The following is a 12,070-nucleotide window of genomic DNA, read 5'->3' as shown; positions in this document are numbered from 1 at the left end:
AACATCAATAGAAACGGACTTTAGTCCGTTCTTTCAATTAAAAAATTTCAATTGGCTTTAGCCAAAATATAAGGCATAGATAAAATTTGCGCTATTTGTGAAAAACATTTGCGCCCCTTGTGTTTAAATAAAATAATTTCAGACCAACTTTAGCCAAAATCTAAAGCATAATTAAAATTTGCGCCATTTGTGAAAAACATTTGCGCGATTTGTGTTTCAATAAAATAAATTTTTAACACTGAAAATCAATCAATTAAAATATTTAGCGTAAAAATAACACAAATAAATTTGGAAGATAAAATCAGAATCCTTTAAATTTGTGTAAAAATAACGCAATCATGAAATATACATTAAATAATACCATCGAAAGATTTCATCAAAAAGAAAATCCGGAATTTCTTTTCTTTTGGGGACATACCGTGAAAGATGAAATTACAAAAGCCTGCTTCAGCCAGTGGTTTCCTTTTGAGTTTGAAGAAAACGGAAACATTTACAAAACAGCAGAACATTATATGATGGCCGGAAAAGCGAGATTATTTAATGATCATGAAATTTTAGAGCAAATTTTAAAAGCAGAAACTCCGAATCAGGCAAAAAGTTTAGGCAGAAAAGTCAGAAACTTTGATCCGGAAATCTGGAACGAACATAAATATGAGATCGTGAAACAGGGAAATTTTCTGAAATTTTCACAAAACGAAAAATTTAAAGAATTTCTGCTTTCAACAGACGATACAATTTTAGTAGAGGCAAGTCCGTACGACAAAATCTGGGGAATCGGAATGCTGGAAACCAATGCAAAAGCAAAAGATCCTTCAAAATGGAATGGTGAAAATTTATTAGGATTTGCTTTAATGGAAGTAAGAGACGAATTAAGAGGGTAAAAACACAATAACCGTAAACCAATTAGGAATCATGAAAAAACAGAACTCCATCCTCAGATATTTTTAATAGAAAATTTCCTTTCCGACCAAGAATGCGATCATTATATTGAAATGACAAAGGATAAAGTCTTTGAGGAAGCGAAAATCAATATGAGAGGAAGGCAGGTGATGAGCAAAGGAATCCGTAACAACGACAGATTGATGATTTTCGATGAAAACTTAGCCGAAAATCTTTTTCTAAGAGCGGTTGAATTTCTTCCTCAGATTCATGAAAATGATGAAGTTTCGGGTTTTAATGAAATGTTCAGGATTTATAAATATTCTCCGGGACAGCAGTTTAAAATGCATCATGACGGAAGCTACATCAGAAATGAGAATGAAAAAAGCTTTTACACTTTTTTAATCTATCTGAATGATGATTTCGAAGGCGGAGAAACAGAGTTTGAAAATCTGTTCACTGTAGCTCCAAAGAAAGGTTCTGCATTGGTTTTCTATCATCCGCTAAGACATGAAGGAAAAACACTGATCAGCGGACAAAAGTATGTTTTAAGAACAGATGTAATGTATTTAAAGACTTAAAAATGAAAAAGATCTATGTTTCAGGAAACGGAAATGTATCCTGGGAAAAGTTTCAGCAGTTTTATATCGAACCGTTAAAAAAATTCAGCCTTGATGAGTGTGAATTTATCATCGGAGATTTTTCGGGAACCGATACATTAATGATGGAATTTTTAAAAGATAAAACAGAGAACGTAACCATTCTGCATGTTGGAAAAAGACCTAGATATTTTGCCAATTCTTTTAAAACAAAGGCAGAAAAATGGAAAGTTATCGGAGGATTTACTTCAAATTATGAAAGAGATACCTTTGGAATTGATCTATGCACTCATTTTCTGGCGGTTGATTTCAATACCGATGAAAAAAGAAAAAGCGGAACATTAAAAAACATCGAAAAGTGTTTTGCTTTAAATAAAATAAAAGTGTAAAAAATTTTACCCATAATTTGCGTAAAAAATACACGAAAATTAACAAATTGTTTCACTAAAAATCATAAAGCTATGTTTGGATTTACACACATCAAATTTGATTCTATGACGTACGTTCTTCATTTTAAAAATGGAAAGATCGCCAAGGAAGGAAGAGGTTTATCGTTCTTTTATTTCGCTCCTAATTCGTCTATTGTGGCGATTCCTTTGGGAAGTAACGATCTGCCGTTTATCTTTAATGAGAACACGAACGATTATCAGACCGTGAAAATTCAGGGACAGATCAGCTATAAAGTGACCGATCCGAAAGCACTTTCCAACACACTGGATTTTACCGTGGACGGAGAAGGAGTTTATAAAAAGAATGATATCGAAAAGCTTAACCAGAGAATCATTAATCTCGCACAGACAGCGACTTCATCATTTGTACACAATCTTAGTTTAAAAGAAGCAATTCGTTCTGCCAAACAGATTGAAGATCATATTCTGAAAGGATTAATAGATTCCGAATCCATTAAAAGCATGGGAATTGAAATTTTGGGAGCCAATATTTTAGCGGTTCAGACCACTCCTGAAATGGCAAGAGCTTTGGAAACGGAAACAAGGGAAAAACTCCAGCAGCAAGCCGATGAAGCGATTTATGAAAGAAGAAATTTTGGAGTGGAACAGGAAAGAAAGATCAAAGAATCTGAACTGAATACAGAAATTGCGGTTGAAGAAAAGCAAAAGCAGATTGAAGAAAAAAGGATGGAAACCGAAGTTCAGCAGGAAGAAAACAACAGGATCCTTCGTGAAATGAAAATTGCCGCCGATATTTCTGTAGAAAACCAGAGAAAAAAACTGATCGAGCAAAAAACGGAAAACGACAGAAAAGAAGCAGAAACACAAGGTTATATTCTGGAAACTTCCTTAAAACCATACAAAGAAATCGACTGGAAAGTCCTCACTGCTTTGAGCGGAAGACAGGATGCGAGAAATAACATCGCTTTAGCATTCAGGGAATTGGCAGAAAACGCAGGGAAAATCGGAAACCTGAATATAAGTCCGGATTTGTTGGATAGTATTTTGAAAAAGTAAGAGGCCGGAAGAAGGAAGAGCGAAGTTGGAAGCTGTTAACAGTCTCAAAAAGATAAAATAGGTTATCGTCTTTGATAAGCAGAGCGCCTTTGCGAACCTTAAAAAAAGTTTAGTAGTAAAATAAAAACTTTGCGGACTTTGCGTTAAAATAAAAACTTCTGAATAATTAAAAAAATGAAAGTAGAATACGCCATCATCATCAAAAATAAAACCCGCCTTGAGTCTCTGGTCGAAAGATTCAACACGCAGGCTCAGGCGAAGTTTTATATTGAAAGTTCCGGAGGAAATTTTCAGGAATATGTGGATGAACACGAAAAATTCGGTCAGTCATTTCTGGAAGTTCAGACCCAGCTTTCCAAAATCATTAAAAATAAAGTGATTGAAAGAGAGTTTATTCCTTCTTATATTTTCTCCGAAAACAATCTGATTGTGGTAGTCGGACAGGACGGTTTGGTAGCCAATGTTGCCAAATATTCCAAACACATTCCAATCATTGCGGTGAATCCCGATCCCGAAAGATATGACGGTGTTTTGCTTCCCTTCACAGCAAAAAACTTTTTAAAAGGAGTGCAAGCTGTGATGAACGGAAATTTTAGTTCAAAAAAAATGAAGTTTGCCGAAGCCGTGCTGAATGACGGACAAAAATTACGGGCAGTGAATGATTTATTTGTAGGAATTTCCTCACATTCTTCCGCGAGATACAAAATTATGCTGAACGGAAAACAAGAAACCCATTCTTCCAGCGGAATCATAGTTTCCACAAAAACAGGAAGCACAGGCTGGCTGAGTTCCATTTTTAATATGGCGTTCGGAATTTTAGGCGAAACCGCATTAAAATATCCGCAGCTGAATGAAGAAGATTTGTATTTTGCAGTAAGAGAACCTTTTAAAAGCATCCGGACGCAAACCGATATCTGCAGCGGAAAACTGAAAAAAGGAAACAAATTAATCATCGAATCACTAATGCCGAATAATGGTTTTATATTTAGCGACGGAATTGAGCAGGATTTTCTACAGTTCAACAGCGGAGCAACAGCAGAAATCAGGCTTTCTGACGATGAAGCCGTTTTAGTATTAAATTAAAAAAACAACCATGAAAACAATAATATATTTAAAAGTCGACGCAACAACCCCTCAAGTTGAAGAGAATAAATCATTATTCTATAGCAGAACTCTGAGATCTTAGCTGAGTAGAACGCCTTTGCGAACTTAAAAACAGGTAGTAGTAAAAAAAAACTTAGCGGGCTTTGCGTTAAAAAAAATAAAAAACAACCATGAAAACAATAAAATATTTGAAAGATAACACAACAAATTAGGTATTATCAGAAATTTGAAATCTTATGTAGAAAAACTCTTTGAGAGCTTAGCTGAGTAGAACGCCTTTGCGAACTTAAAAACATTTAGTAGTGACAAAAAACTTAGCGGGCTTTGCGTTAAAAAAAAAAGCATTAAAAATCAATAGTTTATTTAAAAATTAGATGTAAAAACCAACCATGAAAACAATACTATATTTAAAAGGCGACGCAACAAACCCTCAAGCTGAAGGGAACAAAATCATTGCACACATTTGCAACGACATCGGAGGTTGGGGAAAAGGTTTTGTCTTAGCCATTTCAAACAGGTGGAAAAAGCCTGAAAACGAATATAGAAAATGGTTTCAGGATGCTGAAAATTTTAATCTTGGAGAAATCCAAACCGTTCAGGTTCAAGAAAACGTTTGGGTTTGCAACATGATTGGTCAGCATAAAATTAAAACCAATTTAAAAGGAATTTCCCCGATTCGTTATGAAGCCGTTGAAAAATGCCTTGAAAAACTTTCTGAAGAAGCAAAGAAATTAAACGCAGGAGTTCATATGCCGAGAATCGGTTGCGGTTTGGCAGGCGGAAAATGGGAAGAAATCGAGCCGATTATTGAAAGAACACTGCTGAAAAACAATGTAGAAGTATTCGTTTATGATTTCGAATAATTGGAAAATCTTTGAGAGCTTCGCTGAGTAGAACGCCTTTGCGAACTTAAAAACGTTTAGTAGTAAAATAAAAACTCTGCGGACTTTGCGTTAAAAAAAGATTAAAAACAATAAAATATTTAAAATGCAACGCAGCAAACCCCATTCAGAAGGGAACAGATCATTATTCAAAATTATAAATATAGCAGAACTCTGAGATCTTAGCTGAGTAGAACGCCTCTGCGAACTTAAAAACAGTTAGTAGTAACAAAAAACTTTGCGGACTTTGCGTTAAAAAAAAATAAAAAAAACCATGACAAATAAAGGAATGGCGAAAGATACACTGGAAATCTTAGCTAAAAAATATTATATCAACGAAAATAACGAAAAAATAAGCATCGAAAACGAAATGGAAACTTGTATTAAAGAAACCGTTTTGTATTCCTCGGAAGAACTGTCGGAAATGACAAAAAACAAACTTCCGGAAACCCACTTCGAGACTCAGTTTGAAGTCTGGAGATGCAGTTCCCTAAAAGCCATTTTACAGTTAGCCGCAGAAGAAGATCAGGAGAAATTGATGTGCCTGAATTTCGCATCAGCGAAAAATCCCGGTGGTGGGTTCATCAACGGAGCCGAAGCGCAGGAAGAAAGTCTGGCGAGAACTTCCGGACTTCACGACACTCTGCTTCAGGGTTGGGAATATTACGAAACCCACCGTGCCATGGAATCGTGTTTTTACACAGATATGATGATTTACAGCCCGAAAGTTCCCGTTTTCAGGAAAGACAAAGGAGAATTGCTGGATAAGCCTGTTTTCTGCAATTTCATCACCTCTCCCGCAGTGAACGCAGGTGTTGTAAAACGTCAGGAACCGGAAAGAGCCCACGAAATCTTCGGAGCAATGGATGTAAGAACAGATAAAATGCTCGCTTTAGCATTAAACAAAGGAAATGAAACCTTAATTTTAGGAGCTTGGGGATGCGGAGTTTTCAAAAATGATCCGAAAGAAATTGTCGAATTATTCAAAAAGCATCTTCTTGGGAAGTATAAAAATAAATTTAAAAGAGTGGTCTTTGCCATTCTCTCGAAAAAAGAGGAAATGATAAAGCCGTTTGAAGGAATATCATGAAGATTACAAGAGAAGAAATAACATTAGAAATTTTAGAATTGCTGTATGATTTTCAATATGTTTTAGAACATCAAAAATCAGATATTTATTTTAATGATCCTACAAAGCTCTTACTTTCTAAACAAATAAGATTCAGGAGAATATGCTCTGTTTTTGCATATCTGAATATACAGATCAAAGATCTAAAACACTTTTATGATTTGGAATTTATTAATGAATTTAAAGATTATGAGTTTGCAGAAGAAATTGCAGAAATGATAGAATCTTCAATTAACGGTTTTTATAAGATTGAAGATATAAAAACTGAAAATCTTAAAGAAATTTTAAAAAGCATAATATATTTTAGAAAAGCCTATCTGAATTTAGTGAGAGGTTTCTTTGGAGGAGTAAGACTTATGGGAATTCCTTCCATTGAAGAAAGAGTTTCTGAAAAAATAATGTTTGAAAATATACATGATATTAATCTGATTGTTGAAAGAATAAATAAAACAATTACCTATTTATTATTTCCCAACACAGAAGATTTTGATATGGATATTTTAATTAATCAATACAATTTTCCGACAGAAGATTATAGGGCAATTGATAAAAAGGAGTGGGAAGAATATTACAATGAAAATGGATTTTAAATTAAAAAAATATAAAGAACAGCTACAGGATTGGCCGGAAAAAGGCTATCACATCATGGCTCAGTATGATGAAGATAAAATTATTGTCTACCAATCGTACCGGAAAGAAATAGGCAGATTTGCCGTTAAAAATCAATATTTCGGAGGTGGATTCAGTTTAGAAAGAATGACCTGGATAAAACCAAACTTCCTTTGGATGATGTTCCGAAACGGTTGGGGAACAAAAGAAGGACAGGAATCTGTTCTCGCCATTCATTTGAAGATGGATGCTTTTAAAAATTATCTGAAAAATTCAGTCTATTCTTCATACAATGAGAAATTAGGAATTTCAAGGGAAGAATGGAAGAATCAGGTGAAAGAATCTTCCGTGAGACTGCAATGGGATCCGGATCACGATCCTTTCGGAAACAAACTGGAAAGAAGAGCCATTCAGATTGGTTTGAGAAATGATTTCATCAAAACCTTTGCAAAAGAAGATCTCCTTTTCATTGAAGATATTTCAGATTTTGTTAAAGAACAGCATCAGTTTGTTTTGAATGACGATTTAGACAATTTAGTTCTTCCTGAAGAAAAACCGTTGTTGTTTGATGATGAGGATTTAAATAAGAAATTAAGGTTAAAATAATGAAAGATAGACTCTTACTCGCTTCAAAATCACTTACGGGGATTTCCATTGGTGATGCTTTTGGGGAAAGTTTCTTTGGTGAAGAAAGTATGATCAGAATGTTCATCCATCAAAGAATCATTCCTGAAAGCACTCTGGATTTTACGGATGATACCATTATGGCAATTGCTGTTTTCAGATCATTGGAAAAATTCGGACAAATCAATCAGGATTTTCTGGCGGAAGAGTTTACCCAAAATTATTATCTTGATATTAATAGAGGTTACGGACCTTCAATGCATCAATATTTCAGAGCAGTAAAGGATGGTGAAAACTGGAAAAAAGTTTCCTATTCAAAATTTGGAGGACAGGGTTCTATGGGAAACGGAGGAGCGATGAGAGCTTCTGTAATCGGAGCTTATTTTTATGATGATCTGGATCAGCTTAAAAGAAATGCAGAACTGTCCTGTGAAGTTACCCATGCCAACAAAGAAGCGATGGAAGGCACAAAAGCCATTGCATTGGCCGCAGCTTTGGTCATTCAGGAAAAATTAGGATTGATACAGTTGAATCAGCAGGAATTTATTCAGAAAATTCAGTCTGAATTGAAGGATTCTGATATGAAAAGTAAACTGAACAAAGTCTTATATTTAGACGGAAATCCAAGTATTGAGTTATTGGTCAAAACATTAGGAAACGGAATAAAAATGACCGCTCAGGACACCGTTCCGATTGTACTCTGGATGCTTTCTAGATACCGGAACAATATTGAAGAATGTCTTTGGAATACCGTTTCAGCTTTAGGCGACAGAGACACAACTTGTGCAATGGTTGGAGGAATAAGTGTTTTAAGCTGCAATGAAGAGTCAATTGCGGATTGGACAAAGAATGTTGAGAATTGGAAAAAAAGCAAATTTTATGAACATTGAATTAATAAAAGGAGACATCACCAAAATAGAAGCAGACGCTATCGTTAACGCAGCCAACTCTTCCTTATTGGGCGGTGGCGGAGTAGACGGAGCCATTCATCGGGCAGGAGGAAAACAAATTCTTGATGAGTGTATAGAAATCCGAAACCGACAAGGCAAATGCAAAATAGGAGAAGCAGTCGTTACAACCGGCGGAAATCTCCCTGCGAAATACGTCATTCATACGGTTGGTCCGGTCTGGAATGGAGATGAAGAAAAAGGATCGAAATTATTGGCAAATTGTTACCATAATTCATTAAAGTTGGCGGAAAGCTTAAAGGTGAAAACTATTGCTTTTCCCAACATCAGCACAGGAATTTATCGGTTTCCAAAAGAACTGGCGGCTAAAATTGCCATAGATGAGGTGAGAAACTTTACATCGGAGATCATTGAAAAAGTTATTTTCGTATGTTTTGATGATGAAAATGAGGAAATTTACAGAACATTGTTAAAAGAATAATACAGAATAATAGTTTTTGTGAGCTTTGCTAAGTGAAACGGCTTTGCGAACTAAAAACGTTTAGTAGTAACAAAAAAAACTTTGTGGTCTTTGCGTTAAAAATATACAAAAACAAAAAAAACTAAAACAAATGAAAAAACTAACCATATTAACCGGCGCCGGAATCAGTGCCGAAAGCGGAATAAAAACCTTCAGAGACGGAGATGGTCTTTGGGAAAATCATAGCATCACAGATGTGGCAAGTCCGGAAGGATGGCGAAAAGACAGAGCTTTAGTTCTTGAATTTTACAACCAGAGACGAAGACAGCTTCACGAAGTCGAACCGAATGATGCACATCGATTATTGGCAGAATTAGAAAAGCATTTTGAAGTTCAGATCATTACCCAGAATATCGATGATCTGCATGAAAGAGCTGGTTCAACCAATATTTTACATTTACACGGCGAATTATTCAAATCCTGTTCATGCAGCAATAAAAACCTGATTTACGAGCAGAAAAATGACATTAATATCGGCGATAAAGCAGAAGACGGAGCGCAGTTAAGACCATTTATTGTCTGGTTCGGAGAAGATGTTCCCCTGATGAAAGAAGCAACCAAAATGGCAAAAGAAGCCGATATATTTTTAGTAATCGGAACGTCTTTACAGGTGTATCCTGCAGCGGGATTAATTCATGATATCAAGGATGACTGTCTTTTAATCGTCATCAACCCTAACGAAACAGGTTTCGGATACGGACAGAGAGCCGTTGTGATGAAAGAAACCGCAACGCAGGGAATGAAACTGCTTTTTGACAAACTGGTAAATCTTGTATAATGGAAAATATCGTAAAATCTGGAATTTTCGGAGTTTGCGTGGGTGATGCTTTAGGCGTTCCGGTGGAATTCAGAAGCAGAGAACAACTGAAACGTTCTCCGGTGACAACCATGAGAGCTTTCGGAACGCATCGCCAACCTGCGGGAACGTGGAGCGATGACAGTTCCCTTGCTTTATGTCTTGCAGAAAGTCTCAGTAATAAGTATGATCTTGAGAATATTGCGCTGAAATTTTTACAATGGTATAATGAAGAAATCTGGACACCTCACGGAACTGTTTTCGATATCGGAATTGCCACTTCACAGGCAATCCATAGAATCAGCAAAGGAGTTTCCCCAACTTTATGTGGTGGAACAACGGAATTTGATAACGGAAACGGTTCCTTAATGAGAATTTTGCCATTATTGTTTTATATCAAAGATTTTCCTATTGCAAAACGTTTTGATACGGTGAAAGATGTTTCCAGTATTACCCATGGACACATCCGTTCTGTTTTAGCGTGTTTCATTTATCTTGAACTGGCATTGGAAATCCTGAACAAAAAAGAAAAATGGGAAGCATACAGAAATATGCAGAGGAATGTCAGAGAATTTTTGGATAACAATCCGGTTTGTTCTCAGGAGGAAATGAATAAGTTCCATCGAATTTTAGAATTAAAAGTTGGCGATTATGATGTTGCTCCATTACATACTTTACAGGAAGAGGAAATAAGTTCATCAGGTTACGTTCTTCACAGTCTCGAAGCCTCATTATGGTGTTTTCTGAACTCTGAAAATTATGCTGAAGCCGTTTTAAAAGCCGTCAATCTGGGAGAAGATACCGACACAACCGGAGCCATCACTGGCGGAATTGCCGGACTGTATTATGGTTTTGAAAGTATTCCGAAAGAGTGGGTTGATATTTTGGCGAGGAAAGATGATATTGGAAAATTGTGTGAGAAATTAGAAAAAATTAAATAACGAAATAAATGGAAACACATTTTAACACTATTGAGGTAACTCAAAAAATAGAAAATATATTAAATCAATTAGCAAAAAAAGATTATGTATATAACATTGGAAATAGAAAATGGACAAAATATATTATTCAAAAACTTTCAGAATTAGGGAAAAGTTATGATTTTTTGCGGTGTCCTTGTCCAGATGATTTTAATGCAGCTTGGCTATATGATTTAACTTGGTATAAAAATAATGATGAAGGTTATCTTTCTGAGATACCATTCATTATGGAATCTGAATGGAGTTATGGATATGATGATATTAGATATGATTTTGAAAAACTATTACAATCTGATGCTAAACTAAAATTGATGATTTGCTGTCATAAAAATGGAGAAGATGATATAAGATATTTTGAAGAATATTTTCCAAAAGCTATTAAAAGCTATATTCAGCAAAGTTTAAATTGTGTATATATGATAGCGGTATTAAAAGACTATGATGAATTTGAATTTAAATATTACTATTATAATGCAAATGGAGAAACAATAAATATGAAATAAAATGAACGAACAACATAAAAAAAGAATAAGCAAATATCTAAGCTTGGTGCTTAGACACAAACCCGAAGTTATCGGGCTGAATTTAGACGAAAACGGATGGGCAGATGTGGAAGAATTACAGGAAAAATGTGCAAAACAAAATCGTGCTTTCACACTGGAAGAATTGGATGAGGTAGTCGAAACCAATGATAAAAAACGCTTTATTTTAAACGAGGATAAAACCAGAATCCGAGCAAATCAGGGACATTCGATTGATATTGATCTGGCGCTGAAACCACAACAGCCACCGGAATTTCTTTACCACGGAACCGCAGAAGCCAATCTTGCATCCATTTTTGAAAAAGGAATTGAAAAGAGAAACAGACAGCATGTTCATCTAAGTCAGGACAAAGAAACCGCAACCAAAGTCGGAATGCGTCACGGAAAACCTGTTATTTTAACCATTGAAACCGGAAAAATGCACGAAGAAGGAATCGTATTCTACCTTTCCGAAAACAAAGTCTGGCTGACTGATTTTGTGGATGCCGAATATATTTCGAAATGACAGCTCAGGAATTTGATGAAGCCGTAAAAGACTTTTCTCCTGAGAAAGAGGATTTAAAAGAAAAAGTTAATGAATTATTTGGAAAAGGAGCGGGAACCGTACGTATTTTATACTTTATTGTTGAACATAAGAATTGCAGATTAGTTGAAGCAATGGAAATTGTGGAATCCTGCCCGAATTATCACAACAGATTTAAATAAATGAAAGATTGCCAATTTGAATTATACAGCTTAAAAACAGAACATTTTAATATTATAATTACCTTTTCAATAGAAGATAAAATTGTAATTTATGGATGTGAAAGTGGAGATGTTGTAAGGGAAATTACGGGCAATTTTGATTATGAGTATTATTTAACAATAAATAGATTAAATCTGATTCAGTTGAAATTAAAGAAAGGCTTAAAATCTTTTGAGGAATTGAAAGAATTCTTCATTAAAAATTTTTCGGGCGAAAACTGTATTGAAAAAGTTAAAAAATTTTGCTCTCGGAATTTTATAAGATATGAATTTACTGTTTGGAGATAAA

At 35.1% G+C, this 12,070-nt stretch carries 17 protein-coding genes; all 17 read left to right on the top strand.

What is annotated here, in order from left to right:
• Positions 1-338 precede the first annotated feature (338 nt).
• On the top strand, positions 339-881 hold the full coding sequence (locus WFH39_RS09455; RefSeq protein ID WP_336689717.1) for an NADAR family protein: 543 nt from the start codon (positions 339-341) through the stop codon (positions 879-881).
• Positions 882-992: 111 nt separating this feature from the next.
• The gene (locus WFH39_RS09450) at positions 993-1,460 is read left to right on the top strand and encodes a 2OG-Fe(II) oxygenase (RefSeq protein WP_336689716.1); all 468 of its coding nucleotides are present in this window, start codon (positions 993-995) and stop codon (positions 1,458-1,460) included.
• Positions 1,461-1,462: 2 nt separating this feature from the next.
• A complete protein-coding gene (locus tag WFH39_RS09445; RefSeq protein ID WP_336689715.1) occupies positions 1,463-1,867 on the top strand; it encodes a hypothetical protein in 405 nt (134 codons plus the stop codon).
• A gap of 72 nt (positions 1,868-1,939) precedes the next feature.
• On the top strand, positions 1,940-2,944 hold the full coding sequence (locus WFH39_RS09440) for an SPFH domain-containing protein (RefSeq protein WP_336689714.1): 1,005 nt from the start codon (positions 1,940-1,942) through the stop codon (positions 2,942-2,944).
• Between the two features lie 174 nt (positions 2,945-3,118).
• Positions 3,119-4,027, top strand: a complete 909-nt coding sequence (locus WFH39_RS09435) for a sugar kinase (protein WP_336689713.1) — start codon at positions 3,119-3,121, stop codon at positions 4,025-4,027.
• Positions 4,028-4,437: 410 nt separating this feature from the next.
• Positions 4,438-4,911, top strand: a complete 474-nt coding sequence (locus WFH39_RS09430) for a macro domain-containing protein (RefSeq protein ID WP_336689712.1) — start codon at positions 4,438-4,440, stop codon at positions 4,909-4,911.
• A gap of 292 nt (positions 4,912-5,203) precedes the next feature.
• Positions 5,204-6,019, top strand: coding sequence for a TIGR02452 family protein (locus WFH39_RS09425; protein WP_336689711.1), 816 nt, complete (start codon positions 5,204-5,206; stop codon positions 6,017-6,019).
• A complete protein-coding gene (locus WFH39_RS09420; RefSeq protein WP_336689710.1) occupies positions 6,016-6,648 on the top strand; it encodes a hypothetical protein in 633 nt (210 codons plus the stop codon). The genes WFH39_RS09425 and WFH39_RS09420 overlap by 4 nt, the downstream gene beginning before the upstream one ends.
• Positions 6,638-7,273, top strand: a complete 636-nt coding sequence (locus tag WFH39_RS09415) for a DUF4291 domain-containing protein (protein ID WP_336689709.1) — start codon at positions 6,638-6,640, stop codon at positions 7,271-7,273. Before WFH39_RS09420 ends, WFH39_RS09415 begins: the two co-directional genes overlap by 11 nt.
• Entirely contained in the window at positions 7,273-8,181 is a 909-nt protein-coding gene (locus WFH39_RS09410) for an ADP-ribosylglycohydrolase family protein (RefSeq protein WP_336689708.1), read from the top strand. Before WFH39_RS09415 ends, WFH39_RS09410 begins: the two co-directional genes overlap by 1 nt.
• Positions 8,171-8,680 (top strand): O-acetyl-ADP-ribose deacetylase, encoded by a 510-nt coding sequence (locus WFH39_RS09405; RefSeq protein WP_336689707.1) that lies wholly within the window; start codon positions 8,171-8,173, stop codon positions 8,678-8,680. The genes WFH39_RS09410 and WFH39_RS09405 overlap by 11 nt, the downstream gene beginning before the upstream one ends.
• 130 nt (positions 8,681-8,810) lie before the next feature.
• On the top strand, positions 8,811-9,497 hold the full coding sequence (locus tag WFH39_RS09400; protein WP_336689706.1) for an SIR2 family NAD-dependent protein deacylase: 687 nt from the start codon (positions 8,811-8,813) through the stop codon (positions 9,495-9,497).
• On the top strand, positions 9,497-10,456 hold the full coding sequence (locus tag WFH39_RS09395; protein WP_336689705.1) for an ADP-ribosylglycohydrolase family protein: 960 nt from the start codon (positions 9,497-9,499) through the stop codon (positions 10,454-10,456). Before WFH39_RS09400 ends, WFH39_RS09395 begins: the two co-directional genes overlap by 1 nt.
• A gap of 8 nt (positions 10,457-10,464) precedes the next feature.
• Positions 10,465-10,998 carry a hypothetical protein gene (locus tag WFH39_RS09390; protein WP_336689704.1) on the top strand — a complete coding sequence of 178 codons (534 nt, stop codon included), beginning with the start codon at positions 10,465-10,467 and terminating at the stop codon, positions 10,996-10,998.
• Between the two features lies 1 nt (position 10,999).
• A complete protein-coding gene (locus WFH39_RS09385; RefSeq protein WP_336689703.1) occupies positions 11,000-11,542 on the top strand; it encodes an RNA 2'-phosphotransferase in 543 nt (180 codons plus the stop codon).
• Positions 11,539-11,742: a hypothetical protein gene (locus WFH39_RS09380; RefSeq protein ID WP_235132231.1), complete on the top strand. Its 204-nt coding sequence runs from the start codon at positions 11,539-11,541 to the stop codon at positions 11,740-11,742. Before WFH39_RS09385 ends, WFH39_RS09380 begins: the two co-directional genes overlap by 4 nt.
• Entirely contained in the window at positions 11,743-12,069 is a 327-nt protein-coding gene (locus tag WFH39_RS09375) for a hypothetical protein (protein WP_336689702.1), read from the top strand.
• The last annotated feature ends 1 nt before the right edge of the window (position 12,070 follow it).

This window comes from Chryseobacterium sp. MMO-72, from assembly GCF_037146035.1.
Taxonomy (GTDB): Bacteria; Bacteroidota; Bacteroidia; order Flavobacteriales; family Weeksellaceae; genus Chryseobacterium; species Chryseobacterium indicum.
This window is presented reverse-complemented; position numbering and strand designations above follow the sequence as displayed.